Origin of the sequence: Tistrella sp., assembly GCF_002684955.1 — a bacterium.
Lineage (GTDB): Bacteria > Pseudomonadota > Alphaproteobacteria > Tistrellales > Tistrellaceae > Tistrella > Tistrella mobilis.
Genome location: NZ_NYWI01000037.1, coordinates 47,534 through 73,731, shown reverse-complemented (window position 1 = coordinate 73,731; position 26,198 = coordinate 47,534). Strand labels below are relative to the sequence as shown.

The following is a 26,198-nucleotide window of genomic DNA, read 5'->3' as shown; positions in this document are numbered from 1 at the left end:
CGGACCGCAGCCGGTGCATGGCTGCCCCGCCGCCCATGGCCGTTGTCGTGATCGCGAACCGGCGACAGAATCAGTCCCACTCTCGCCCTGAGAGATCCCCGACAGATCCGATCCCATCCCGTCCGACCGGAGTGCCGCATGACCCGTCGTCCGCCGTCCGTCGCCGATCTGGAACGCCATGTCGAACAGCTCGGCAGCCTGGTCGATACGGCCGGTCTGATCACGGATCCGGCGCAGATGGCGGCCTATGAGCGCGACTGGATGGGCAAGTTCCAGGGGCGGGCCTTCGCGGTGCTGCGCCCGCGCGACACGGCCGCCGTCTCGCGGCTGCTGTCTTATCTGAACACCCATCGCCTGGCCGTGGTGCCCCAGGCGGGCAATACCGGCCTGGTCGGCGGCTCGGTGCCCGATGCCGCCGGCGCCTTCGTGCTGAGCGTCGAGCGGATGACCCGCATCCGCGAGGTCGACACGGTCGGCGCCAGCATCACCATGGATGCAGGCGTGGTGCTGGAGACCGCCCAGGCGGCGGCGCGCGAGGCGGGGCTGATGCTGGCGCTGGATCTGGGATCCAAGGGATCCTGCCGAATCGGCGGCAACATCTCGACCAATGCCGGCGGGCTGAAGGTGCTGCGCTACGGCCATATCCGCGACCAGGTGCTGGGGCTGGAGGTGGTGCTGGCCGACGGCACGGTGCTCGACGGGCTGACGACGCTGCGCAAGAACAACACCGGCTACGATCTGAAGCAGATTTTCATCGGCGCCGAGGGCACGCTGGGCGTGGTGACCGCCGCCAGCCTGAAGCTGCACCCGGCCGAAGCCGGGCGCGCCGTCGCCATGGTCGCGGTCGACCGTTTCGAGGACGTGACCCGGGTGCTGGGGGCGGTGCGCAGCACCTTTCCGGGCCGGCTGAATTCCGTGGAGCTGATCGGCGCCGATGCGGTGACGCTGGTCGCCACGGCGCTCGACGGGGCCCGCAGCCCCTTTGCCGACACCCATACCTATGCGGTGCTGATCGAGGTGGGCAGCGACGATGCCGCCGCCGCCGCCGAGCGCGAGCGGCTGGAGACGGTGATCGGCCGGCTGATCGAGGACGAGCATGTGGCCGATGCGATCATCGCGCAGAGCGAGGCCCAGGCCGAAGCGCTCTGGCTGCTGCGCGAAGGCGTGCCCGAGGCGGTGGGCCGCACCGCGCCGGTGCACAAATACGACCTGACCTTTGCGGTGGGCGATATCGGCCATTTCATCGCCGATTGCGATCTGGCGCTGGCCCGGGTCGCCCGCGGGCTGCGGCCGATCTATTTCGGCCATGTCGCCGACGGCAATGTCCATGTCAACGTGATGGCGCCGCAGGGCATGTCGGCCGAGGGCTACCGCGCCCTGCAGGCGCCGATCGACGAGGCGGTGTTCGACCTGGTCGGCCAGTATCGCGGCTCGATTTCCGCCGAACACGGCATCGGCCAGGTGAAGCGGGCCTATCTGGACCGCAACCGCTCTGCCGCCGAGATCCGGACCATGCAGATGCTGAAGGCGGTGCTGGACCCGCACGGCATCCTGAATCCGGGCCGGCTGCTGCCCTGAACCGCTTCCGTGCGGCCGGCGGCTGGGCTAGGCTTAAGGCCGGCCCACGGCACATACGGACGCGCCATGACCGACGATCGATCCCCTGACGAGGACAGGTCCGCCCCCGCGGCCCGGGATGCGCCGGCACCTGTCGCCGGCCCGGCGGCGGGCGACCGGGTGACCATGGCGCTGGCCATCACCGGCCGGGTGCAGGGGGTGGGCTATCGCTGGTGGTTCGAGGGCCAGGCCCGCCGCTACGGGCTGGACGGCTGGGTGCGCAACCGCCGGGACGGATCGGTGGAGGCGCTGATTTCCGGGCCGCGCGCCGCGGTGCAGACCGTGATCCGCCGCGCCCAGGACGGGCCGCCCGCCGCACGGGTCGAAGCCGTGCGGAGCAGCCCGGCCGAGGCACCCGAGGCGCCCGGCTTTCGCCGTAAGTCAACCGTTTGAACCGGGCCGACCGTCTGAAAAATGGGACACCGCCATTCATGGGACGCTGGCTTCTGGGCCGCATAGACCGCCTGGCCGGCAGCATCTGCGCCCTGGTTCTGGGGCTTGGCGCGGCACAGGCACAGGGCTTCGCGCTGGCCTATCTGCAGCGCCTGGGCGGCCATCTGGACGAGGCGCGCCGGCTGCTGGATCAGATCCGCATCGGCGTGGCCCCCTATGACCAGGTGGCCGAGCCGGCCCGGGCGGCGCTGGAGGCGGCCGCCGCGGCGCGGGTGGACGAGCTTGCCGTCGCGCGCGATGCCGTGGCCGCGGCGGACCCCTTCCTCAGGCCGCTGGAGCTGCTGCGGCGGGTCGATCCCGAGATCGCCCGGGCGACCTGGGCCGATTACGTGCCGACCCTGCCGGTGGAGCCGGCCAGCCTGACCTATGGCCTGCTGGGCATGGTGGTGGCGTGGCTGGTCTATGATGCGATCACCGGGCTGATCGCCTGGCCCTTCCGGCGCCGCGCCGGGTGAGATGGCCTGTCGCAGGGGCCCGCGTCATGGGCGATTGACGTAGACTGAAACATAACCGATAAGGGAGTCTGCGCCTTCGGCGTTCCCGTCCTGAAGAGGGGAGACCGGCGGCAGGAGGATCGACCCGATGCACGCCCGTGATGTCTTCCGCATTCTGTTCTTTACGGCGCTGACCGCCGTGCTGGGCCTGTTCCCGCCGCTCGACGTGCCGCTGATCGACGTGCCGATCACCGCCCAGACCCTGGGCGTGATGCTCTCGGGCCTGGTGCTGGGCTCGTGGCGGGCGGCGCTGGCCCAGATGGTGTTCGTGGCGCTGGTGATGGCCGGCGCACCGCTGCTGGCCGGCGGCCGTGGCGGCATGGGCATTCTGACCGGGCCGACCGGCGGCTTTCTGATCGGCTGGATCCCGGCGGCCTTCGTCACCGGGCTGCTGGCGGAAGCGGGGCGCCCCGGCTGGCTGCGCTTCATCCTGGCGACGATCACCGGCGGCATCGGCGTGGTCTATCTGATCGGCGTGCCCTGGGCTGCGATGGTGACCACGCTGTCGCCCTGGCAGGTGCTGACCGGCAGCATGGCCTTCCTGCCCGGCGACCTGATCAAGGCGGTGACGGCAGCCGCGATCGCCGTCACCCTCCGCGACCGCGGCCGGTCGACCGCGATATCCTTCAGGCGATGATCAGCTGCCGCGCTCCGCGGTGACCTCGTCGGTGGTGGGACCAAAGACCTCCTCGAAGGCTTCGCGCAGCGCCATGTCGGCCTCTACCATGCCCACCGGCCGGCCCAGCGCCACCAGCGAGGTGATGCCGTGGCCCTGCACGCCGCAGGGCACGATGCCGGCATAATGGCCGAGATCCGGCTCCACATTCAGCGAAATGCCGTGGAAGCTGACCCAGCGGCGCACGCGCACGCCGATGGCGGCGATCTTGTCGTCGAACCCGTCGCCGCGCTCCACCCAGACCCCCACCCGGTCGTCGCGGGTGAGGCCCTTGACGTTGAAGCGGTCGAGCGCCCGGATCACCCAGTTTTCCAGCCCGTGGACATAGGCGCGGATATCGGCGCCGCGGGCCTTGAGGTCGAGCATGACATAGGCCACGCGCTGGCCGGGGCCGTGATAGGTGATCTGGCCGCCGCGGCCGGTCCGGTAGATCGGGAAACGCGGCGGCACCAGCAGGTCGCGATCCTGCTGCGCGCTGGTGCCGGCGGTCAGGATCGGCGGATGCTCGACCAGCCACACCCGCTCTCCCGCCGTGCCCTCGCGGATCCGGGCGGCGCGCGCCTCCATCTCGGCGACGGCGGCCTCGTAATCGGTCAGGCCGGGGGCGATGACCCATTCGACCGGTCTGATCCCGTCCCCCTGCAGCGTTCCCGCCATCCGTCTCGTCCCTCGTCTTCATCTTCGTCAGCGACAGCTGGCCCCAATCTAGTGCGCCGGGGCCGGTTGCGCCATATCGGGCGACATCCCGCACGATGGTGCGGCGAGGCCCCGCCCATGCGATGGTTGCAAACCGGACCTCCGGCGGCTGCGGCCGGGTGCCGGTGGCCTTTCGGGGCGTGGCGGCTATACTGTGCCCGCACGCGGGAAAAGGGCGCGGATGAAGAGGCCGCAGCCCGGGCCTGCGGCGTAAGATACCGGGGGAGACGACCGCGAATGTCGAAGGAACTGCGCGACGGCGCGCTCGAATATCACCGCCTGCCGAAACCGGGCAAGTTCAGCATCGAGCCGACCAAGCCGCTCGCCAACCAGCGCGACCTTGCGCTCGCCTATTCTCCGGGCGTGGCCTATGCCTGCGAGGCGATCGTTGAGGACCCGCTCAACGCCTCGCTCTATACCACCCGCGGCAACATGGTCGCGGTGGTGACCAACGGCACCGCCGTTCTGGGCCTGGGCGCGATCGGCCCGCTGGCGGCCAAGCCGGTGATGGAAGGCAAGGCGGTCCTGTTCAAGAAGTTCGCCGGCATCGACGCGGTGGACATCGAGATCGACGAGCGCGACCCCGACAAGCTGGTCGAGATCATCGCCAGTCTGGAGCCGTCTTTCGGCGCGATCAACCTTGAGGACATCAAGGCGCCGGAATGCTTCGAGATCGAGGAACGGCTGAAGGACCGGATGAAGATCCCGGTCTTCCACGACGATCAGCACGGCACCGCGATCGTGGTTTCGGCCGCGATGCTGAATGCGCTGCGCGTGGTGGGCAAGCCGCTGGATCAGGTGAAGCTGGTGGCCTCGGGCGCCGGTGCCGCGGCGCTGGCCTGCCTGGACCTGCTGGTCGAGCTGGGCCTGCCGCGCGCCAACATCACCGTCACCGACATCGTCGGCGTGGTCTGGAAGGGCCGCAACGAGCAGATGGATCCGCGCAAGGAGACCTATGCGGTCGAGACCGACGCGCGGACGCTGGCCGAGGTGATTTCCGGCGCCGACATCTTCCTGGGCCTGTCGGCCCCGCGGGTGCTGACGGCCGAGATGGTCAAGACCATGGCGCCGCAGCCGATCATCATGGCGCTGGCCAACCCGACGCCCGAGATCCTGCCCGACGAGGCGCGCCGGGTGCGCCCCGATGCGATCATCGCCACCGGCCGGTCGGACTTCCCCAACCAGGTCAACAACGTCCTCTGCTTCCCCTTCGTGTTCCGCGGCGCGCTGGATGTGGGCGCGACCACGATCAACATCGAGATGAAGAAGGCGGCAGCCCAGGCGATCGCCGATCTGGCCATGGCCGAGCCTTCGTCGGAAGTGGCGCAGGCCTATGGCGGCCAGGAACTGCGCTTCGGCCCGGACTACCTGATCCCCAAGCCGTTCGATCCCCGGCTGGTGGTCGAGGTGTCGTCGGCGGTGGCCCGGGCTGCGATGGAAAGCGGCGTCGCCACCCGGCCGATCGAGGATTTCGACGCCTATCGCCAGGTGCTGTCGTCCTATTTCTTCCGCTCGGGCCTGGTCATGCGGACCGTGTTCGAGCGTGCGAAGGCGCAGCCCAAGCGCGTGGTCTATGCCGATGGCGAGGATGAGCGCGTGCTGCGCGCCGCCCAGATCGTGGTCGACGAGGGTTTCGCCCATCCGATCCTGATCGGCCGCCGTGCGGTGGTGCAGCGGCGCATCGAGCGGCTGGGCCTGCGGCTCAAGCTCGACAAGGATATCGAGCTCTGCGATCCCGAGGATGATCCGCGCTACAACACCTATTGGTCGGAATACCACCGGCTGATGTGCCGCCGCGGCGTGACGCCCGAAAGCGCCCGCACCGTGGTACGCACCCGGGCGACGGTGATCGGCGCGCTGATGGTCCATATCGGCGAGGCCGACGCCCTGATCTGCGGCCCGGTCAGCCGGTTCGTGAAGAACCTGCGCCACCTGAAGGAGATCTTCGGGGTGCGCCGGGGGGTGAGCGAGCCCTGCGCCATGCAGGCGCTGATCCTGCCCACCAAGACCATCTTCGTGGCTGACACCCAGGTGGAGCACAAGCGCAGCCCCGAACAGATCGCCGAGATGACGATCATGTGCGCCGAAGAGGTCCGCCGCTTCGGCATCACGCCCAAGATCGCCCTGCTGTCGTCGTCGAGCTACGGCACCGGCGAGACGCCGTCGGCGCAGATGATGCGCGATGCCTTCGCGATGGTCCGCGAGCAGGCGCCGGAACTGGAGGTCGAGGGCGAGATGCAGGCCGATGCCGCGATCTCGGAAGAGGTACGCCATCGGGTCTTCCCGGGCTCGCTGCTTCAGGGCTCGGCCAATCTGCTGATCACGCCGGACCTTGATTCCGGCAACATCGCCTTTAATCTCGCCAAGGCGCTGACCAGCGGCACCTCGGTCGGGCCGGTGCTGATCGGGCTCAACCATCCGGCCCATATTCTGACCCCCGCGGTGTCGGTGCGCGGTATCGTCAACCTGTCGGCCCTGGTGGTCGTGGACGCGATCGAAAAGTCGCGCGACACGCCCTGGTGCCCGATCCCGGCGGAACCTGCCTGACATGATCTGAGCGGCCGGCTTTCCGGGGACGGGATGCCGGCCGGCATCCCCTGACCCCTCGATCCCCGGAGGCCCGACAGCTTGCGCGACGATGACGACATCCAGGGACGCGAAGGCGAGGTCGCGGCGGCGGGCGAGGCCGAGGCGCTTTACGGTGTCTCGGACGAACTGGTCCGGCGGGTGGCCGATGCCCTGGACGAGGGGGACGCGCCCACGGCGCGCATGCTGGTCGCCGAACTGCATGCCGCCGACATCGCCGATCTGCTGGAACGGCTGTCGGGAGAGGAACGCCGCGCGCTGGTGGAGCTGCAGCGCGACGGCTTCGACCCTGAAATCCTGCCGCATCTGGGCGGCAATGTCCGCGATCAGGTCATCGCCCAGCTGGGCCCACGGGCGCTGGCCGAAGCGCTGTCGGAACTGGACAGCGACGATGCGATCTATCTGATCGAGGATCTGGACGACGACATCCAGGCGGCACTGCTGGCGGCGGTGCCCCCCGCCACAAGGCGGGCGCTGGAGGAAAGCCTCGCCTATCCGGAATATTCCGCCGGCCGCCTGATGCAGCGCGATCTGATCGCGATGCCGGCCTTCTGGACGGTGGGGCGCGCGATCGACTTCCTGCGCGAAACCCCGGATCTGCCCGAGGAATTCTACGAAATCTTCGTGGTCGACCCGCGGCACAAGCCGATCGGATCGGTGCCGCTGGCCCGCATGCTGCGCCATCCGCGCAAGGTGCTGCTGCGCGACATCATGGATCGCGACGTCGATGCCATCGCCGCCGCCACCGACCAGGAAGAGGTGGCCCGGCTGTTCCGGCACTATTCGCTGGCCTCCGCCCCGGTCGTGGACGATCAGGGCCGGCTGATCGGCGTGATCACCTTCGACGACGTGGTCGACGTCATTCAGGAAGAGGCCGAAGAGGACATGGCCCTGATGGCCGGTGTCGGATCCGAGGTCGACGTGAATGCCGGCCTGGTTTCGGTGGTGCGCCAGCGCATTGCCTGGCTGGGGGTCAATCTCGGCACGGCGCTGATGGTCAGCTCGGTGATCTCGCTGTTCGAGGCCACGATCGAACAGATCGTCGCCCTGGCGGTGCTGATGCCGATCGTGGCCTCGATGGGCGGCAATGCCGGCACCCAGACCCTGACCGTGGCGGTCAGGGCGCTGGCGCTGAAGGAGCTGACGCCGTCCAATGCCATGCGCATCCTGACCCGCGAGGTGGGGGTGGGCACGATCAACGGCCTGGTCTTCGGCATCGCGGTCGGCGCCGTGGCGGCGATGATCTTCGATCCCTTTATCGGCGGCGTGCTGTTCTGCGCCCTGCTGGCCAATCTGGTGACGGCGGGCCTGGCCGGCATGCTGATCCCGCTGGCGCTGGACCGGCTGAAGGTCGACCCGGCGGTCTCGGCCGGCGTGTTCCTGACCGCGGTCACCGATGTGGTCGGCTTCTTCGCCTTTCTGGGGCTGGCTCAGCTGGTTCTGCTCTAGACGCCACTTACCTGCATGGAGCGGCTCGACTGCCGGTCCGGTCAGGCAGCGGCACGCCGCGTGGACGGGGCGAGGAAACGCCGGTGCAGCCTGCGCCGGACCGGCCGTTCGAAGGCATGCCAGCACAGCATGGCCCCCAGCACCGAGGCCGACACCATCAGAATCCAGAGCAGCAGCGGGTCGTGACTGATCCTGCGGTCGATCACCAGGCGCGCGACGATGGCGAGCGCGATCGGATGGACCAGATAGAGCGCATAGGAGAGATCACCCAGCCGGTCGGAGAGGCCGTGGAACCGGTCCGGCAACCGGATGGCGGCCGTGCCGGCCACCACCAGAAAGGCGGGGACACCGTAGCCCAGCGGCCGCGGCCCGAAGATCTGGAAGACCGGCTGCAGGGCGAAGAGCCCGAGGCCGGCGAGCAGCAGCCAGGGGGCCGCCCGGTGCAGGACGTCGCCTGCACGGGCATGGAACAGCGCAAGCCCCATCCCTGCGACGAATTCGAGCATCATGGTCGAGCTGTAGAATTGCAGCAGCGGATGGGTGGGCGAGAACACCAGACCGGCCGCCACCACCAGCATCAGAACCAGCATGCAACGCCGTGCCGTGGCCTCGGCCGTGGCGGTCATGCAGAGGGCGAAGACCAGATAGAAGGCCATCTCGTAGATCAGCGTCCAGCCGACCGACAGCACCGGGTGGCGAATGGTGTCGCCCACCACCTGCGGGACGAAGGTCAGCGACGTGACCAGGGCGTAGAGGCTGCCGTCGATGGTGTTCAGCCCGCCCGGCAGCCCGGCCGCCAGGGACCAGAGGAACAGGGTCAGCAGCCAGTAGAGCGGCACGATCCGGAACAGGCGTCGCCGTATGAAGGCCCCACGGCTTCCGCCGTCGACAAAGGCGTAGACCATGATGAAGCCCGACAGCACGAAGAAGATGTCGACGCCCGCATTCAGGGGATGGAGCCCCCGGCTGTCCCGGAGGCCGCGGTCGTAGAGAAGGTTGGCCGTGTGATGCAGCACGATCATCATTGCCGCGACGAAGCGCAGAAGCTGCAGCGGGGCAATGCGTGAAGATGATGTCTGCATGCGGTGCCTTTCACCGGTCGGGGTTCACCTGATCCTCATTTCTGCCAGCTTGCCGCTGCCGGCGCCATCCCGTAGGCTCCGGTTTCGTGACATTGAAACCGGAAGGCAGGTTCAGGCATGACTGGCATGACGTCGATCCGCGGGGTAGTGGTGGCCGCCGCACTGGGCATGATGATGCTGGCGCCGCAGGCGGTGGCCGCGCAACAGATGATCGACGGTTCCGACCCCGACCAGATCCTGAATCTGGCCCGCGGCTACGGCTCTGCCAATCTTGAAAAATCGGACAACGGCGATCCGCTGATCCGCGGCCGCATCGACGGTGTCGGCTATGCGATCTTCTTCAACGACTGCACGAATAACCGCAATTGCGACACGCTGGGCTTCTATGCCGGCTGGACGGACACCAATGTGACCGAGGCCCATGTCGCCGAGTGGAACCGTACCAAGCGGTTCAGCCGGGCCTATATCGACGACGAGGGCGACCCGGTGATCGAGTTCGACGTGAACCTGAAGAGCGGCGTCAGCCGGCGCAATTTCGACGACACGCTGGACTGGTGGAAGACCGTCATGCTCGATTTCCGCGACCAGGTGATCGAGGCGAATTGAGGTGAAAAAAAGACGCCGGCCCCGAGAGGGGCCGGCGTTTTCGGTTCCGCAGGCGAGCGCTGGCTCAGAAGGCCATGGTGGCCTTGATCAGGACCGACCGGCCCGGTTCGTAGATCGGATCGACATTGGAGAATTCCTGGCCATAGGTCGTGCGGTCGGCATAGGCCTGGTCGAAGACGTTGTTGACCTCACCCCGCAGGGTGAGCCCGGGCACGACATCCGGGGTGTATTCCGCATAGAGGTTCAGCGACTGATAGGCTTCGAGCGCCTCATAACCTTCTGAAACCAGGTCGTCGTTCTCGAAGCCGGCTTCGACGGTGGCGCCGACCAGGAGGCCGGTGGTCTCGAAGCGATGGGCGATTTCGGCTGCGATCAACCGTCCGACCGGGCTGCCCAGATAGAGGCCGATGTCCGAATCGCCCGGCTTGCCTTCGATGGTCAACCGGGTGTCGGTGTAAGAGATGCGTGCGAAACCGGGCCCCCAGCCATAGGCGGCCGAGAGGACATAGCCCTCGGTTTCGACGTCGAGATTGCCGGCCGGGCCGTCACGCCAGCTTTCGTTGCGGGCATCTTCGAACCGGCTGCGGAACACGCCGGCACCGAAGGTGAAGCCGTCGAGCCGGTATTCTGCGCCAAGGGTCACGTTGTCGGACCGGACCGGCTTGATGCCGCCGGAATAGTCCCACCCCGAATTCATGACGAAATTCTCGGCCAGAGCGACGCCACCGAAGACGTTCGAATACCCGGCCTTCAGCGTCAGATCATCCCGCACGTCCCAGGCCACCGAGGCATTGCCGCTGAGGCCGGCATGGTCGATCTCGGTGCCGTTGACGCCTTCGAACCACTGCTGGTCGCCGCGCAGGCCGAAGGAGAGGCGCAGCCGGTCGACCGGCTGCAGGCGGGCCTGGGCATAGAGGCCGAGATTGGTCGCGGTCTCGGACATGTCGCTGCTGCGGTCTTTGTACGCGGCCTCGTCGTCGTAGAAATCGACACCGGCGGTGACGCTGTCATCGGGGGTGAAGAACATCCGGTTTTCGATCCGGCCCGACAGGCTGGTCGTCTCGCCATGGCTGTAGACGACCGTGTCGTCGGGGCTGGGGACGCCCAGATCGGTTTCGTTCCAGCCCAGAACCACGCGCGGGTTCCACATCCCCTCGCGGGTTGTGTCTTCGTAGGTCGCGACCAGATTGCGGCGGCGGAGATCGTAGAGCCGGTTGTCCGCGGGGCGGTTGGTCAGACGGCCGATATTGGCGCGGAAGGGGCGAACCGAATCATCCTGCACCTGCTCGCCCGACAGCTCCAGGCGGTGGCCGTCGGTGCTTTCCCAGGCGCCCTTCAGCAGGATGCTCTGCAGCCCGGCACCGGTGCCCGAAACCTCGCGGCCATTGCCGGCTTCGTAGTCGTCGCCATCGGCCTGTTTGAAGAAGGCGAGCCCTTCGAAGCCGTCGGTGGTGCGGCCATAGACCGAGCCGCCCTTGGTGAAGGTGTTGCCGTTGCTGTCCCAGCTGGTCGAGACATAGCCGCCGGCCATCTCGCCCGGGTCGAGCAGGTCGGCGGCATCGGCGGTTTCATAAACGATGGCACCACCCAGCGCACCCGGCCCGGCATCGGCGGGTGCGACGCCCGGATCCACCCGCACGGCCTTGAGCAGAGCCGGGTCGATCAGCGTGGTGGCGTTGTGGTGGAAGACCTTGTTGTTCTGGCGGGCGCCGTCGATGGTGACCGCCAGATTGGTCTCCTCGATGCCCTGGACATAGATCTTCTGCGCGACCGGCTGGCCGCCGCCGACGGAGACCGTGGCCTCGCCCGCGAAGACGTCCTTGAGGGTGGCCGGGTTGCGCCGTTCCAGATCCTCGCGGGTGACGGTCAGCGATCCGGCGCGGTCGGCGGCATTGGCGAAGGCATCGGCGCTGCGCGCAGCCTGGACCATCAGCGGGTCGAGGGTGGTGTTGCCGGCGGCGGTGCCGCCGCCCGGGGCTGCCTCGGAGATCACCACCCCGCCGGCATCCAGCCGATGGCCGAGCCCCGTGCCGGCGAGCAGACGATCGAGCGCTGCCGCCACGGTCAGGCGGCCGGAAACGCCGCCGGTCATGGCCTCGCGGACGAGATCGCCATGGGCCGAAACCTGGATGCCGGCCTGGCGGCCGAAAGCCGGCAGGGCATCGGCCAGTTTCTGGGCCGGAATGTCGAAATCGTGCCGGGCTGCCTCGGCCGCCGTCTGTGCCCGTGCCGCGGCCGTCCAGGCGGTACCGGTCGCGAGCGCCGTTCCCAGCATCAGCGCCGCCGCGACGGCCCGCCCGGCCGACATGTTCTTCACCATCGTCATAGCCCGACCCTTCGGATGCGTTCTTCAGCGTCGCGCACCATGTGCCCCATGGTGTTTTGCATGTGCGACGCAGTTGCAGATATCGATCCGTTGACGACGGTGCCGGGGCGGGTGTTCAGATTTTTTTCGAGAGCAGCAGGATCCAGGGCGTGATCTCGATGACGCGGGCGCCCTGTGCGGCCGCGATGGCGTCGAGTGCGGCGCGCGGCCGGCGGAGGTCGTAGATGCCTGTGAGCGGCTGACGGGCAAGGCTGTCGTCGGTCAGCAGGATCATCTCCGGCGCATAGGGGCGCAGCGCATCGACCACCCGGGCGACGGGCCGGTCGCGCACGATCAGCTGACCTTCGGTCCAGGCGGCGACCTCGTCGGGGCGCAACCGGTCCTGGACAAGATCCCCATCCGCGCCCAGGGTCAGCCGGTCGCCGGGGCCCAGAAGCCGGGGTTCGGAACCGCCCGCCACCTCCACCCGGCCGTGACGGACCGCCACCACCCCGCCCTCTGCCGTATCGGCCACTTCGAAGCCGGTGCCGTGGACGGTGACCGTCGCCGTGCCGGCCGTGACGACGAAGGGGCGGGCGGGATCGGCGACCACCTCGAAATAGGCCCGGCCGTCGATCAGACGGATCCGGCGGCCGGTGGCATCGATCACGACATCGGCGGCGCTTTGCGGTGCCAGATCCATGCGGCTGCCATCGGCCAGCGCGATCTGACGGGTCTGGCCATGGCCGGTGGACTGGTCGGCCAGCCAGGCCGGCAACCGGACCGGCAGGATGGCGAGCGCGATACCGGCCGCCAGGGCCAGCCCGGCCCCCGCCATCCGCATCCGCCGTCGCGGAAGACGGCGATGGGCCCGGGCGGTGCGCTGCGGGGCAGCGGCGGCCGGCGCCGGCAGAACCTGCCCCAGCAGCGCATAGGTCTGCGCCATCTCTTCCCAGTCGCGCCGATGATCCGGATCGGCGGCAAGCCAGGCATCGAAGCGCCGCCGTAACCCGGCATCGCCGGGTGCGTCGAGCAGGCGCACCAGCCAGTCCGAGGCCCGGACCGGTGTTTCTTCTCCGCGCATCGGCGCCTTCCCGTTCATCTGCGGCTCCCTGAGCAGAAGACGTCCGGCGCGCCGGTTCTGTTCAGATGAAAGGTCATCGATCCCGCTCCTGCAAGCGCTGCCGGCAGTGCTCCAGCCCGTCGGTCACCAGGGCATGGGCAAGGCCGGTGGAGATGCCGAGCCGCGCGGCGATCTCGCGGATGGTCAGCCCCTGAAGGCGATGCAGCTCCAGCGCCTGACGGGTGCGGGCCGGCAATTCGGCCATCGCCGCGGACAGGCGTCGGAGATCCGATCGCGCCTCGGCTTCGGTCTCGGGAGAGGGGTCGTCGGTGGCGAGCCCGGCCAGCGCTGCGCCCGCATCCGCCGCGCGGCGCAGATGGTCGCGGCCGATGCGCCGGCGCAGATCCAGCGCCAGATTGCGGACGATCCGGAACAGATAGGCGCGGGGCTCGTCGAGCCGCCGCTCGGGCTCGGCCGCTTCGAAGCGCAGATAGGCATCCTGGACGACATCCTCGGCATCGGCGCGCTCGCCGACGATGCGCGTGGCATAGCTGACCAGCGCGCCGCGATGGGCCAGAAAGGTGTCGAGCCGGTCGGGGTTCTGATCCAAGCCGAAGCCTGTGGCAAGAAGGACGATCGGCATCCCATAGCACGACTTGCGGCCATATTGCGACTGATTCTCAATTCCATGTCTCAGCGCGGGATCAGCTTCAGACAGGCGAGGGCGGCAAGGGCGCAGGCGGCGAGGGCGAGGCCGAGGCCGGCGGCATCGTCATGGGGCAGCAGGGCGGCGGTGGCCGCGATCACCGCCGATCCGCCCAGCTGAAACAGGCCGAGCAGAGAGGATGCGGTGCCGGCCAGCATCGGTTCCAGCTGCACCGCCCGGGTCATGACATTGGGCACCTGAATGCCGAGCCCGGCGCCGAACAGCGCCATGGGGGCCATAAGGGTGATGGCGGAAAGCGGCAGCAGCAGGGCGGCCGCGGCCATGGCGATGCCGGCCGCGACCAGCACCAGCGTGCCGATCCGGATCATCCGGCGGCCGCCCAGCCGCAGCCCCGCCCGGCGCACCACCTGGGTGCCGGCCAGGAAGCCCAGAGAGGGCAGCAGCGACCAGAAGCCGTAGTGATCGGCACGGATGCCGAGCGTGCCGATCAGCAGAACCGGGGCAAGGCCCACGAAGATGAACAGCCCGCCGAAGGTGAAGGTCAGCACCAGCCCATAGCCCCAGAAGGCCGGCATGCGCAGGAAGACGCCATAGCCCGAGAGCACGCCGGTATGGCGGGCGCGGCTGCGGTCGGCGGCAGACAGGGTTTCCGGCAGATGCAGCCGGCAGGTGATCCAGGCGGCGACGGCGGCAAGGGCGATCAGGCCGAAACTCCACCGCCAGCCGCCCAGACGTTCGATCACCCCGCCGATCACCGGGGCGCTGCCGGGGGCGAGTGCCAGCGCCAGGCCCAGCGACGACATCGCCACCACCAGGCGATCGGGCGGCACGGCATCGCGCAGCACGCCGCGGCCGACCACCGGCCCGGCGGCGGCCCCCAGGCCCTGGATGAAGCGGCAGACGAGCAGCTGGCCGGCATCGGCGGCGAAAGTGGCGCCGACCGAGCCGAGCGTCAGCAGGCCCAGGCCGATGAGCAGCGCCGGCCGCCGGCCCGCGCGGTCGGCGATCGGGCCGTAGAGCAGCTGGCCGGCGCCATTGCCGATCAGGCAGATGGCGAGGGTCAGCTGGGCGGTGGCGGTATCGGTGCCCAGATCGGCGGCGAGGGCCGCCAGCGACGGCAGGTGGATCGTCCCGGCGCCCTGGCCGACGATCACGGCGCCGATCACGATCCAGAAGGCCCAGCTGGCGGCGCGGTCGGGGGAGGGCGGCATCGGGGCTCCGGCGATGAGGTCCGGCGGGGCGATCCCGCCGGGGCCCCCGACGATAGCCGCAGCCATCCCCGGCCGACAAGCCGCGGGCCAATGTTCAGGTGAGACGTGGGTTCAGGTGAGGCGTGGGTTCAGGCGAGGCGGGCGGCCGCCGCCTCCACCAGCCGGCGTCGGGCGGCGATCCGGTCGGCGAAAGCGGTCTCGACCATGGCCAGCACGGCGGGCGGGGCCAGTTCCGGCCGGCCGGCGCCCATCGGCGGTTCCGGCGCGTATTCGATGGCAAGCTCGGCGGCGGCGGCGATGTCGGGGCCGGCGATCCGGGCGGCGAGGGCGAGGGCGATGTCGATGCCGGCGGTGACGCCGCCACCGGTGGCGACCGGCCCGTCGATCACCACCCGATCGGCCGAGGGTTCGGCACCCAGCGCCGCCAGCAGCGGGCGCGAGGCCCAGTGGGTGGCGGCACGCCTGCCGCGCAGCAGCCCGGCCGCCCCCAGCACCAGCGCGCCGGGGCAGACCGAGGCCACGCCGAATTCAGCCGCCCCGGCGCGGCTGCGGACGAAATCCAGCACATCCGGGCGGTCGAGCAGGGCATCGACGCCGCCGCCGCCGGGCACGATCAGCAGGTCGAGCGGCGGGCAGTCGGCGATGGTGGCCTGCGGCGTGATCATCAGCCGGCCATCGGCCGCGATCGGCTGATCGTCGAGCCCGATGGCGACCGGCGCCCAGCCGGGCAGGCGCAGAAACACCTCCCACGGGCCGATCATGTCGAGGGCGGTAAGGCCGGGGAAGATCAGCAGCCCGGCGCGGCGGCGGATGGCGGTGTCGGTCATGGACGGGGCACTCCTTCAGGGACGGGTGCCGCCATGCTGCCGCGGCGGCGCCCTGGCCGAAAGGTCATCAACTCCTCCTTTTCGGCATGGACATGGTGTAAGCTCGGTCGACGGCCTGTTCGCGGAGGGCGCCGATGCGCGAGATCCTGTTCCTGAGCTTCCCCGGCGCCCAGCTTCTGGACGTGACCGGCCCCTTCCAGGTTTTTGCGACCGCCAATGATCTGGCCCGGCTGGGCGGGCGGGCGGCGCCCTATCGGCTGCGCCATGCGGCGGGGGCGGGCGGGGCGGTCGAGACCACATCGGGCATGCAGCTGCTGGCAGAGCCGGCCGCGGTGCTGAGAGAGGCCCGGCCGCATACCCTGGTCGTTGCCGGCGGCGACGGGGTGAATGCCGCCGGCCGGGATGCGGATTTCCTCGACCTGCTGAAAACCGGGGCGGGACGGGCGGAGCGGGTGGCCTCGGTCTGTTCGGGCGCGTTGCTGCTGGCGGCGGCCGGCCTGCTGGAGGGGCGCCGCGCCACCACCCACTGGTGTCGGACGGCGGAGTTCCGGCGGCGCTTCCCGGCGGTGCAGCTGGAACCCGACCAGATCTGGGTGCAGGACGAGCCGGTCTGGACCTCGGCCGGCATCACCGCCGGCATCGATCTGGCGCTGGCGCTGGTGGAGGCGGATGAAGGCCAGGCCCTGGCCCGGGCGGTGGCGCGCCAGCTGGTGGTGTTCCTGCGCCGGCCCGGCGGCCAGTCGCAGTTCAGCCCGCTGGTGCCCGAGCCGGTGACCGCGCCCGAAGGCGGCTTCCTGCAGCTGCGCATCCAGGCGACCGCCGATCCGGCCGCGGATCTGACGGTGCCGGCGCTTGCCGAACGGGCGGGGATGAGCCTCAGGGCCTTTTCGCGCGCCTTCCTTGCGGAAGTGGGCGAAACGCCGGCGCGCTGGGTGGAGGGCATGCGGCTGGATGCGGCCCGCCGGGCGCTGGAGGCGGGGGCCGCCTCGATCAAATCCGTGGCGGTCCGCAGCGGTTTCGGCGATGACGAGCGGATGCGCCGCGCCTTTCTCAGACGGCTGGGCGTGACACCTGAGGCATACCGGTCACGTTTCGGAAACGGCCTTGAAAATCGCGGGATGGCGGCCGGTGGGCCAAGGCTGTAACGTGCGGCATGCGGCACCGCATATCGGCGCCGCGTTCCGAAACCTCGTGAGACAGAATCGAGGACGACATGAAGACCGTGCTGCGCATCGCGGCGCTGATGGCCCTCACCGCCTGGAGCGGGACGGCAGCGGCCAACACCTTCTCTCTGACGATCGTCAACAAGACCTCGTCGGTGGTGGAAGCGTTCTACACCTCGCCGGTGGGCGAGGATGACTGGGAGGAAGACATGCTCGGCGACGGGGTGATCCAGCCCGGCAAGCAGAAGACCATCCGCTTCAAGGACGACCGCAATGTCTGCAAATACGACATGCGGTTCGAATTCGGCGGCGGCGATCTGGAACCGCTGGAAGACACCCAGAACCTTTGCGATCTCGGCACCTATACGATCACGGAATGAGTGAGCCCCGGGTGGAGGCCTCAGCGCATCCACCCGGCCGCCACCTGCGGCACCGGCGCGGTACTGCCGGCATGCCAGTCGTGAGAGGCGGCGAAGGCGCGGAACAGGGTGGTCGCCTCGTCGGGCGCACCGTGCCAGGCCAGGCCGATCAGCCGGGTCGGCTCGTAATCGATGATCGGGATCATGGCGATGCCCGGCCGCTCGAAGCTCTGCGGCATCAGGGCGAGCCCCAGATCGGCGGCGACCAGGGCCACGGTCCATTCATCCTGGGTGGAGCGGTGGACGATGCGCGGACGGGCGCCGCCGGCCAGGAAATTGCGCCGGATATCGCCCATCAGCTCGCAATGCCGCCTGAGGATGAAGGGCAGGCCGTCGAGTTCGGGGATGCGCAGCTGGCTGCGCCGGGCGAGCGGGTTGCGTTCCGACACGGCGATGCGATAGCGGTCGCGGAACAGGGGGGCTGCCTGGGCGCGGTCGGCATCGTCGGCGATGCGGGTGATGGCGGCATCGATCCGGCCGGCGGTCAAGGCCTCGTCGATCTCGGGCACCGTGCCCTCGAACAGGTCGACATCGACATCGCGCTGGCCGTCGGCGAACTGGGTGAGCAGGGCCGCGATCCGCTCCACCGGCAGGGTCTTGAGCACGCCCAGCCGGAAACCCTGCCGATCGGCACCGCGCCGCGCCGCCTGCTCGGCGATCGCCGCCTCCTGCAGGATCACCCGCGCATGGGGCTGAAACCGCTGCCCCGCCTCGGTCAACTCCACCCGCCGCGCCCGGCGGATGAAGAGCGGCGTGCCGAGCCCGTCTTCTAGCTTGCGGATGCCGGCCGACAAGGTCGGCTGGGTCACGAACACCCGCTCCGCCGCCTTGGTGAAGCTGCCGGTCTCCGCCACCGCCAGAAAATACCGGATCTGATACAGGTCCACGCTACCCGTCCGATGGAAGCTGCCACTGCGATGGCATGATCAGGCCCCGACAACCAGCCCGGGGAGGCGCCAGCCTCCCCCAGCCGCCATTGCGGCGGCGGCCAAGGGCGCGGCAGCGCCCGCCCGGCGAGGGCCATACATATAGACGCTATCGATGCGTCGCATGAAAAGATACAATTTCGTCTATGGGCGAGCCACTGCTATGGTTCGACCCGAACCGGAGCTGCCGCACTTAAGACGGAGGCCCGGGAAGCCTCGATGGACACGATCTTCCATGCCGGGAACACGCGGCCGCACCAGCGGGTGCCGGCCGGGCATGTCGGAACGATCCCGAGGGAAGAGGGAGTGACCGCCCATGACCATCACCCTGGCCGAGGCCGAGCGCCTTTTGCCGGCACATGAGCTGCCGGAGTTCCGGGTCCAGGATCCCGATTTCGAGGCGCGCGTCCGGGCGAGCTTCGACGCGCAGGCGATCATGCGCACCATCGGTGCGGTCATGACCGTCTGTGCCCCGGGGATCTGCGAGATCGAGCTGCCCTGGTCCGAGATGGTGACCCAGCAGGACGGTTTCTATCACGGCGGCATCGTCGGTGCTGTTGCCGACAGTGCCTGCGGCTATGCCTGCCACACCCTGATGCGGCCCCAGACCCGCGTGCTGACGGTCGAATACAAGCTGAACCTGATGGCGCCGGCGGTCGGCCGCAAGCTGATCGCGCGTGCCCGGGTGCTCCGGTCGGGGCGGATGCTGTCGGTCGCGCAATGCGACGTGTTCGGCGATCGCGACGGCCGGCCGGTTTTCTGCGCCGCCTCTCAATCGACGCTGATCGAGGTTGGCGAAGCCTGAGTCACCCCGGCCGTGCCGCCCAGGGCGCCCGGTCGGGATCCAAGGGAGACGATCCAGATGCTGTCGAACTATCCGACGCTGAACTTCGATCTGGGCGAGACCGCCGACATGCTGCGTCAGACCGTGACCAGCTTCTCGGCCCAGGAGATCGCGCCGCGCGCGGCGGAGATCGACCAGACCAACGACTTCCCGGCCGATCTGTGGAAGAAGATGGGCGATCTTGGCCTGCTCGGCATGACCGCCGAAGAGGAATACGGCGGCACCGGTCTCGGCTATCTGGAACATGTGATCGCGATGGAAGAGATCAGCCGCGGCTCGGCCTCGGTGGGTCTGTCTTACGGCGCGCACAGCAATCTCTGCGTCAACCAGATCAGCCGCAACGGCAATGAAGAACAGAAGCGGCGCTATCTGCCCAAGCTGATCTCGGGCGATCATGTGGGGGCGCTGGCGATGAGCGAGCCCGGCGCCGGCTCCGACGTCGTCTCGATGCGGCTGAAGGCCGAGAAGAAGGGCGACCGCTACGTCCTGAACGGCACCAAGATGTGGATCACCAACGGCCCCGACGCCGACACGCTGGTGGTCTATGCCAAGACCGATCCGGAAGCGGGCCCGCGCGGCATCACCGCCTTTCTGATCGAGAAGGGCTTCAAGGGCTTCTCGGTCGCCCAGAAGCTCGACAAGCTGGGCATGCGCGGCTCCAACACCGGCGAGCTGGTGTTCGAGGATTGCGAGGTGCCGGAAGAGAACGTGCTGGGCGGCGTGAACAAGGGCGTCCATGTGCTGATGAGCGGGCTCGACTACGAGCGCGCGGTGCTGGCCGCAGGCCCCCTCGGCATCATGCAGTCCTGCATGGACGTGGTGCTGCCCTATGTCCACGAGCGCAAGCAGTTCGGCCGCCCGATCGGCGAATTCCAGCTGATGCAGGGCAAGCTCGCGGACATGTATGTGACGCTGAGCGCCACCCGCGCCTATGTCTACTCTGTGGCCAAAGCCTGCGACCGGGGTGAGACCACGCGCAAGGATGCCGCCGGTGCCATCCTCTACGCGGCGGAAAAGGCGACCTGGATGGCGCTGGAAGCGATCCAGGCCCTGGGCGGCAACGGCTATATCAACGATTATCCCACGGGGCGCCTGCTGCGCGACGCCAAGCTCTACGAGATCGGCGCCGGCACGTCCGAGATCCGCCGCATGCTGATCGGCCGCGAGCTGTTCGGCGAGACGGCGTGACCGATGGGGGCAGCCCGCGCCGGCCGATGACGGCCGGCGGGGCGCGCTGCCCGTGCAGGGGCCCGCGATAAGAGAGATCGAGGAGAGCAGACGTCATGACCACCGCCACCGATCCGATCGTCATCGTCGGCGCCGCCCGCACGCCCATGGGCGGCTTCCAGGGCGAGCTTAAGGACCTGACCGCTTCCGAACTGGGTGCCGCGGCGATCCGCGCGGCCCTGACCCGCGCCGGCGTCGATGCCGCCGATGTCGAGGAAGTGGTGATGGGCTGCGTGCTGCCCGCCGGCCAGGGCCAGGCGCCCGCCCGTCAGGCCTCGCTCGGCGCCGGCCTGCCGCTGGATGCCGGCTGCACCACCATCAACAAGATGTGCGGCTCGGGCATGAAGGCCGCCATGTTCGCCCATGACCAGCTGCTGGCCGGGTCCAACACCGTGATGGTGGCCGGCGGCATGGAGAGCATGACCAACGCCCCCTATCTGCTCGATAAGGCCCGCGGCGGCTATCGCATGGGCCATGGCCGGGTGATGGATCACATGTTCCTGGACGGGCTGGAGGATGCCTACGACAAGGGCCGCCTGATGGGCACCTTCGCCGAAGACACCGCCCGCCATTACCAGTTCACCCGCGAATCGCAGGACGACTTCGCGATCACCTCGCTGAAGCGCGCCCAGAAGGCGGGCGAGGACGGCAGCGCCGCCGTCGAGATCACCCCGGTCAGCGTCAAGACCCGCAGCGGCACGGCCGAGATCGGCATCGACGAGCAGCCGCGCAAGGCCAATCTCGACAAGATCCCGACCCTGCGCCCGGCCTTCGCCAAGGACGGCACCGTGACGGCTGCGAACTCGTCGTCGATTTCGGACGGTGCCGCGGCGCTGGTGCTGATGCGCGCGTCCGAAGCCGAGCGTCGCGGCCTGACCCCGCTCGCCAGGATCCTCGGCCATGCGACCCATGCCCAGGAGCCGGCCTGGTTCACCACGGCGCCGATCGGCGCCATGAACAAGCTCTTCGCGAAGACCGGCTGGTCGGCGAAGGATGTCGACCTCTACGAGATCAACGAGGCCTTTGCGGTCGTCACCATGGCGGCGATGAAGGAGCTGGATCTCGACCACGAGCGCGTGAACATCTATGGCGGCGCCTGTGCCCTGGGCCACCCGATCGGGGCCTCGGGCGCGCGCATCCTGGTGACCCTGCTCAACGGCCTGAAGCGCAACGGCATGACCCGTGGCGTGGCCAGCCTGTGCATCGGCGGCGGCGAAGCGACCGCCATGGCCGTCGAGCTGATGAACTGACCAGACGCCATGCCCGGCCGCCGCAGGGATGCGGCCGGCCGGATCCGATCGCGGCGACAGGCATCCCCACCCCCTCTCCAGCCTGTTGCCGCCGGCCCCGCCGCCGCCGTCCGATGCGGCCCGACCCCCGGTCCCCACTGGCCGGTGGCGGCGGTCAAGCCCGACCAGACCATCTGCCGGAGCGCTTTCGATGATCCTCACCGAAGAGCAGAAGATGATCCGCGACATGGCGCGGGACTTCGCCCAGGGCGAATTGCTCCCCCATGCCGCCGAGTGGAGCCGCGAACACGCCTTCCCGCGCGAGGCGCTGGCCAAGATGGGCGAACTTGGCCTGCTCGGCATGATCGTGCCCGAGGAATGGGGCGGGGCCGGCGCCGACAACGTGTCCTATGCGCTGGCGATCGAAGAGATCGCCGCCGGCGACGGCGCCACCTCGACCATCATGAGCGTGCATACCTCGGTCGGCTGCATGCCGATCCTGAAATTCGGCACCGACGAGCAGAAGCGCCGCTTCCTGCCCGATATGGCCCAGGGGCGCAAGATCGGCGCCTTCTGCCTGACCGAGCCCCAGGCCGGATCGGATGCAAGCGCGCTCAAGACCCGGGCGGTGTTCGAAAACGGCGTCTGGTCGCTGAACGGCACCAAGCAGTTCATCACCTCGGGCGCCAATGCCGATGTCGCCATCGTGTTTGCGGTGACCGACCCGGCGGCGGGCAAGAAGGGCATCTCGGCCTTCATCGTGCCGACCGACACCCCCGGCTACAAGGTCGGCCGGGTGGAGGAAAAGCTGGGCCAGCACGCCTCCGACACCTGCCAGATCATCTTCGAGGATCTGAAGCTCCCCCCCGATCTGATGCTCGGCAAGCCGGGCGAGGGGTACAGAATCGCGCTGTCGAACCTGGAAGGCGGCCGCATCGGCATCGCGTCCCAGTCGGTCGGCATGGCGCGGGCGGCGCTGGACTATGCGGTGCGGTACGCCCAGGAGCGCGAGAGCTTCGGCGTGAAGATCTTCGAGCATCAGGCGGTGTCGTTCCGTCTGGCCGACATGGCGACCCAGGTGGAAGCGGCACGGCTGATGGTGGTGCGCGCGGCCCAGATGCGCGATGCCGGCCTGCCCTGCCTGAAGGAAGCCTCGATGGCCAAGCTCTTCGCGTCAGAGATGGCGGAGCGGGTGTGCTCGTCGGCGATCCAGACGCTGGGCGGCTATGGCTATCTGGCCGAGTATCCGGTGGAGCGGATTTACCGTGATGTCCGCGTCTGCCAGATTTACGAGGGCACCAGCGATATTCAGCGGCTGGTGATTGCCCGCGCGCTCGCCGCCTGAGTGCCGGACTGATCGAAACGAGGGGGCGACCGGGCCGCACAAGACCCGGCGCCACTGGTGCGGAGGAGACGCCCCGACCATGGCCGAGCCGATCGACTTCTATTTCGACTTCACCTCGCCCTATGGCTATATCGCCGCCCACCGGATCGAGGACGTGGCCGGCCGCCATGGCCGGGCGGTGCGCTGGCACCCCTTCCTGGTGGGCGCGGTGTTCAAGCTGACCGGCACCCGCGCCGCGATCGAGGATCCGCTGAAGGGCCCCTATGCCCGGCGCGATTTCATGCGCTCCGCCAGGCTGGCCGGGCTGCCGCTCAACATGCCGTCGACCTTCCCGTTCAATCCGGTCGCCGCCTCGCGCGCCTTCTATTGGGCCGATGCGATCGACCAGGAGGGCGCGAAGCGTCTGGCGCTGAAGATCTACGACAAGGTCTTCGTGACCGATACCGGCCCGGTGACGCCGGAAGCCGTTGCCGATACCGCCGCCGAGGCCGGGTTCGACCGAGAGGCCTGCCTTTCAGCCCTCGGCTCCGACGAGATCAAGGCGAAGCTCCGCGCCGCCGGCGATGCCGCGGTGGCGCGCGGGGTTTTCGGCAGCCCCTTCTTCCTGGTCGATGGCGAGCCCTTCTTCGGGGCCGACCGTCTGCCGCAGGTGGATCGCTGGCTGGAAACCGGCGGCTGGTGAGCATGCCCGACCACCGCCATCCGGCCACGGCTGCCTGATTCCGTCTTCAGTCTGGCTCCGTCTTCAGTCGGACCCTGTCTTCAGTCCGTCTCCGTCCTCAGTCCTAGACGTCCGGGAACCTGCCTGCCATGCGACAGATCAGAAGCGCGGTGAACACCCGCTCCGACGAGTTCCGCGACAATGCCGCCCATATGCGTGCCCAGGTCGACGACCTGAAGGCCAAGGTCGCCGGGATTGCGGCGGGCGGCGGCGAGGCGGCGCGGCAGCGCCATGTCTCACGCGGCAAGCTGCTGCCGCGCGACCGCGTGCGGGCGCTGCTCGATCCCGGCTCGCCCTTTCTGGAGCTGTCGCAGTTCGCGGCCTTCGGCATGTATGGCGAAAACATTCCGGGCGCCGGCATCATCACCGGCATCGGCCGGGTGTCGGGCGTGGAATGCGTGATCGTCGCCAATGACGCCACGGTCAAGGGCGGCACCTATTACCCGATGACGGTGAAGAAGCATCTGCGCGCCCAGGAAGTGGCGATGCAGAACCGGCTGCCCTGCATCTATCTGGTCGACAGCGGCGGCGCCAACCTGCCGCAGCAGGACGAGGTCTTCCCCGACAAGGAACATTTCGGCCGGATCTTCTACAACCAGGCCAATATGTCGGCCATGGGCATCCCGCAGATCGCGGTGGTGATGGGCTCGTGCACCGCAGGCGGCGCCTATGTGCCGGCGATGTCGGACGAGACCATCATCGTCCGCAACCAGGGCACCATCTTCCTGGGCGGCCCGCCGCTGGTGAAGGCCGCCACCGGCGAGGTGGTGACGGCCGAGGATCTGGGCGGCGCCGACGTGCATTCCCGCATCTCGGGCGTGACCGACCACTATGCCCAGAACGACGCCCATGCGCTGGAGATCGCCCGGCGGATCGTGGCCGATCTGAACTGGCGCAAGCCCGCCTCGCTGGCGCTGGCCACGCCCCGCGATCCGGCCTACGACCCGTCGGAGCTGGGCGGCATCATCCCGCGCGATTCCCGCAAGCCCTATGACGTGCGCGAGGTGATCGCCCGCGTGGTCGACGGCTCGGAATTCGACGAGTTCAAGGCGCTCTACGGCACGACCCTGGTCACCGGCTTCGCCCATCTTTACGGCTATCCGGTCGGCATCGTCGCCAATAACGGCATCCTGTTCTCGGAATCGGCCCAGAAGGGCGCGCATTTCATCGAACTCTGCGCCCAGCGCGGGATTCCGCTGATGTTCCTGCAGAACATCACCGGCTTCATGGTCGGGCGGAAATACGAAAGCGGCGGCATCGCCAAGGACGGCGCCAAGATGGTGACCGCGGTGGCCTGCGCCCAGGTGCCGAAATTCACCATGCTGATCGGCGGCAGCTTCGGCGCCGGCAATTACGGCATGTGCGGCCGCGCCTACAGCCCGCGCTTCCTGTGGATGTGGCCCAATGCCCGCATCTCGGTGATGGGCGGCGAGCAGGCGGCGAGCGTGCTGGCCCAGGTGAAGCGCGACGCCATGGAAAAGCGCGGTCAGGCGTGGGATCCGGCCGAGGAGGACGCCTTCAAGGCGCCGATCCGCGAGCAGTACGAGGTTCAGGGCCACCCCTATTATTCCTCGGCGCGGCTGTGGGACGACGGCATCGTCGACCCGGCCGACACCCGCCGGGTGCTGGGGCTGGGGCTGTCCGCCTCGCTCAACGCACCCATCGAGCAGACGCGCTTCGGCGTGTTCCGCATGTGACGGACGCCCGCCTCCGTCCCTGCCACACAGCCAATCGAGGATGCCCGGACGATGACCGATACCTCTCCCGTTGCCGTGGTCGTCTCGACCGATGACCGGGGTGTTGCACGCGTCACCATGGCGCGGCCCGAGATCCACAACGCCTTCGACGACAAGCTGATCGCGGAACTGACCCGGATCTTCCGGGCGCTGGATGCCGATCCCGCGGTGCGGGTGGTGGTGCTGGCCGCCGAGGGCAAGAGCTTCTCGGCCGGTGCCGACCTGAACTGGATGCGGCGCATGGCCGGCTATGGCCGCGAGGAGAACCTTACCGATGCGGGCGCGCTGGGGGCCATGGTCCGGGCGCTGAACGATCTGTCGAAGCCGACCCTGGCCCTGGTGCAGGGGGCGGCCTATGGCGGCGGGGTCGGACTGGTGGCAGCCTGCGACATCGCGATCGCCACCCCGCGGGCCAAATTCGCCCTGACCGAGGTCAAGCTCGGCATCATCCCGGCGGTGATCAGCCCCTATGTGATCAACGCAATCGGCCTGCGCTGGGCCCGGCGGCTGTTCGTGACCGCCGAGGCGATCGATGCCGACCGGGCGCGCGAGATCGGGCTGATCCACGAGGTGGTGGCCGCCGAGGAACTGGAGGCGGCCGGCGAACGGCTGGTGCAGCTGATGCTCGCCAACGGCCCCGAGGCCATGGCCGCCGCCAAGGATCTCGCCTTCGCGGTCGCCGGCCGGCCGATCGACGACGCGCTGGTGGCCGATACCGCCGCCCGCATCGCCGACCGCCGTGCCTCGGACGAGGGGCGCGAGGGGCTGACCGCCTTCCTTGAGAAGCGCACGCCGTCCTGGCGCGGCTGACGCCCGACCCACCCGCCGCTTCCGTCATTCACGCCAAGACTTCAGA

Annotated in this window: 24 protein-coding genes; 16 read left to right on the top strand and 8 right to left on the bottom strand. The window is 68.9% G+C overall.

Going from position 1 to position 26,198, the window contains the following annotated elements; translation table 11 throughout:
- Positions 1 to 138: 138 nt before the first annotated feature.
- The 4 genes from CMO28_RS13740 to CMO28_RS13725 all read left to right on the top strand — a co-directional run bounded on the left by CMO28_RS13740 (position 139) and on the right by CMO28_RS13725 (position 3,201).
- Positions 139 to 1,578, top strand: a complete 1,440-nt coding sequence (locus tag CMO28_RS13740) for an FAD-binding oxidoreductase (RefSeq protein WP_062767770.1) — start codon at positions 139 to 141, stop codon at positions 1,576 to 1,578.
- A 66-nt stretch (positions 1,579 to 1,644) separates the two neighbouring features.
- On the top strand, positions 1,645 to 2,010 hold the full coding sequence (locus tag CMO28_RS13735) for an acylphosphatase (protein WP_322111349.1): 366 nt from the start codon (positions 1,645 to 1,647) through the stop codon (positions 2,008 to 2,010).
- Between the two features lie 38 nt (positions 2,011 to 2,048).
- Positions 2,049 to 2,525: a DUF2937 family protein gene (locus CMO28_RS13730; RefSeq protein WP_296714368.1), complete on the top strand. Its 477-nt coding sequence runs from the start codon at positions 2,049 to 2,051 to the stop codon at positions 2,523 to 2,525.
- Positions 2,526 to 2,652: 127 nt separating this feature from the next.
- Positions 2,653 to 3,201, top strand: a complete 549-nt coding sequence (locus tag CMO28_RS13725) for a biotin transporter BioY (RefSeq protein ID WP_296714366.1) — start codon at positions 2,653 to 2,655, stop codon at positions 3,199 to 3,201.
- On the opposite strand, the gene lipB is transcribed toward CMO28_RS13725, so the two are convergent.
- On the bottom strand, positions 3,202 to 3,897 hold the full coding sequence (gene lipB / locus CMO28_RS13720; RefSeq protein ID WP_062763694.1) for a lipoyl(octanoyl) transferase LipB: 696 nt from the start codon (positions 3,895 to 3,897) through the stop codon (positions 3,202 to 3,204).
- A gap of 276 nt (positions 3,898 to 4,173) precedes the next feature.
- Between lipB and CMO28_RS13715 the strand changes: the two genes are divergently transcribed.
- Positions 4,174 to 6,483 (top strand): NADP-dependent malic enzyme, encoded by a 2,310-nt coding sequence (locus tag CMO28_RS13715; protein ID WP_296714365.1) that lies wholly within the window; start codon positions 4,174 to 4,176, stop codon positions 6,481 to 6,483.
- Positions 6,484 to 6,564: 81 nt separating this feature from the next.
- The gene (mgtE, locus tag CMO28_RS13710) at positions 6,565 to 7,971 is read left to right on the top strand and encodes a magnesium transporter (RefSeq protein ID WP_296714363.1); all 1,407 of its coding nucleotides are present in this window, start codon (positions 6,565 to 6,567) and stop codon (positions 7,969 to 7,971) included.
- Between the two features lie 41 nt (positions 7,972 to 8,012).
- Here mgtE and CMO28_RS13705 read toward each other — a convergent pair whose 3' ends face one another.
- The gene (locus CMO28_RS13705) at positions 8,013 to 9,053 is read right to left on the bottom strand and encodes an acyltransferase family protein (protein WP_296714361.1); all 1,041 of its coding nucleotides are present in this window, start codon (positions 9,051 to 9,053) and stop codon (positions 8,013 to 8,015) included.
- A 117-nt stretch (positions 9,054 to 9,170) separates the two neighbouring features.
- Between CMO28_RS13705 and CMO28_RS13700 the strand changes: the two genes are divergently transcribed.
- Positions 9,171 to 9,659, top strand: coding sequence for a YbjN domain-containing protein (locus CMO28_RS13700; RefSeq protein ID WP_231889382.1), 489 nt, complete (start codon positions 9,171 to 9,173; stop codon positions 9,657 to 9,659).
- 64 nt (positions 9,660 to 9,723) lie between these two features.
- Here CMO28_RS13700 and CMO28_RS13695 read toward each other — a convergent pair whose 3' ends face one another.
- The 5 genes from CMO28_RS13695 to CMO28_RS13675 form a co-directional block, all read right to left on the bottom strand.
- Positions 9,724 to 11,985 carry a TonB-dependent receptor gene (locus tag CMO28_RS13695; RefSeq protein WP_296714358.1) on the bottom strand — a complete coding sequence of 754 codons (2,262 nt, stop codon included), beginning with the start codon at positions 11,983 to 11,985 and terminating at the stop codon, positions 9,724 to 9,726.
- A 115-nt stretch (positions 11,986 to 12,100) separates the two neighbouring features.
- Positions 12,101 to 13,048: a FecR family protein gene (locus tag CMO28_RS13690; RefSeq protein ID WP_296714356.1), complete on the bottom strand. Its 948-nt coding sequence runs from the start codon at positions 13,046 to 13,048 to the stop codon at positions 12,101 to 12,103.
- Between the two features lie 73 nt (positions 13,049 to 13,121).
- Complete coding sequence (locus tag CMO28_RS13685; protein WP_296714353.1) at positions 13,122 to 13,670, bottom strand: sigma-70 family RNA polymerase sigma factor; 549 nt, start codon at positions 13,668 to 13,670, stop codon at positions 13,122 to 13,124.
- A gap of 50 nt (positions 13,671 to 13,720) precedes the next feature.
- Positions 13,721 to 14,905 (bottom strand): multidrug effflux MFS transporter, encoded by a 1,185-nt coding sequence (locus CMO28_RS13680; protein ID WP_296714349.1) that lies wholly within the window; start codon positions 14,903 to 14,905, stop codon positions 13,721 to 13,723.
- 128 nt (positions 14,906 to 15,033) lie between these two features.
- Positions 15,034 to 15,732 carry a DJ-1/PfpI family protein gene (locus tag CMO28_RS13675; RefSeq protein ID WP_296714347.1) on the bottom strand — a complete coding sequence of 233 codons (699 nt, stop codon included), beginning with the start codon at positions 15,730 to 15,732 and terminating at the stop codon, positions 15,034 to 15,036.
- Between the two features lie 134 nt (positions 15,733 to 15,866).
- Between CMO28_RS13675 and CMO28_RS13670 the strand changes: the two genes are divergently transcribed.
- Together CMO28_RS13670 and CMO28_RS13665 are read left to right on the top strand one after the other, a co-directional pair.
- Positions 15,867 to 16,877 (top strand): GlxA family transcriptional regulator, encoded by a 1,011-nt coding sequence (locus tag CMO28_RS13670; RefSeq protein ID WP_296714344.1) that lies wholly within the window; start codon positions 15,867 to 15,869, stop codon positions 16,875 to 16,877.
- Positions 16,878 to 16,945: 68 nt separating this feature from the next.
- Positions 16,946 to 17,275: a hypothetical protein gene (locus CMO28_RS13665; RefSeq protein ID WP_296714342.1), complete on the top strand. Its 330-nt coding sequence runs from the start codon at positions 16,946 to 16,948 to the stop codon at positions 17,273 to 17,275.
- Between the two features lie 20 nt (positions 17,276 to 17,295).
- On the opposite strand, the gene CMO28_RS13660 is transcribed toward CMO28_RS13665, so the two are convergent.
- Entirely contained in the window at positions 17,296 to 18,201 is a 906-nt protein-coding gene (locus tag CMO28_RS13660; protein ID WP_296714338.1) for a LysR family transcriptional regulator, read from the bottom strand.
- 355 nt (positions 18,202 to 18,556) lie between these two features.
- On the opposite strand from CMO28_RS13660, the gene CMO28_RS13655 reads away from it, so the two are divergent.
- The 7 genes from CMO28_RS13655 to CMO28_RS13625 all read left to right on the top strand — a co-directional run bounded on the left by CMO28_RS13655 (position 18,557) and on the right by CMO28_RS13625 (position 26,152).
- On the top strand, positions 18,557 to 19,045 hold the full coding sequence (locus tag CMO28_RS13655; RefSeq protein ID WP_296714336.1) for a PaaI family thioesterase: 489 nt from the start codon (positions 18,557 to 18,559) through the stop codon (positions 19,043 to 19,045).
- A 57-nt stretch (positions 19,046 to 19,102) separates the two neighbouring features.
- Positions 19,103 to 20,272: an isovaleryl-CoA dehydrogenase gene (locus CMO28_RS13650; protein WP_062764714.1), complete on the top strand. Its 1,170-nt coding sequence runs from the start codon at positions 19,103 to 19,105 to the stop codon at positions 20,270 to 20,272.
- Between the two features lie 95 nt (positions 20,273 to 20,367).
- A complete protein-coding gene (locus tag CMO28_RS13645) occupies positions 20,368 to 21,561 on the top strand; it encodes an acetyl-CoA C-acetyltransferase (protein WP_296714332.1) in 1,194 nt (397 codons plus the stop codon).
- Between the two features lie 190 nt (positions 21,562 to 21,751).
- Complete coding sequence (locus CMO28_RS13640; protein ID WP_296714330.1) at positions 21,752 to 22,885, top strand: acyl-CoA dehydrogenase; 1,134 nt, start codon at positions 21,752 to 21,754, stop codon at positions 22,883 to 22,885.
- A gap of 79 nt (positions 22,886 to 22,964) precedes the next feature.
- Positions 22,965 to 23,567, top strand: a complete 603-nt coding sequence (locus CMO28_RS13635; RefSeq protein WP_062764706.1) for a 2-hydroxychromene-2-carboxylate isomerase — start codon at positions 22,965 to 22,967, stop codon at positions 23,565 to 23,567.
- Between the two features lie 128 nt (positions 23,568 to 23,695).
- Positions 23,696 to 25,303 carry a carboxyl transferase domain-containing protein gene (locus CMO28_RS13630; protein WP_062764704.1) on the top strand — a complete coding sequence of 536 codons (1,608 nt, stop codon included), beginning with the start codon at positions 23,696 to 23,698 and terminating at the stop codon, positions 25,301 to 25,303.
- Positions 25,304 to 25,354: 51 nt separating this feature from the next.
- On the top strand, positions 25,355 to 26,152 hold the full coding sequence (locus CMO28_RS13625; protein WP_296714323.1) for an enoyl-CoA hydratase/isomerase family protein: 798 nt from the start codon (positions 25,355 to 25,357) through the stop codon (positions 26,150 to 26,152).
- Positions 26,153 to 26,198 lie beyond the last annotated feature (46 nt).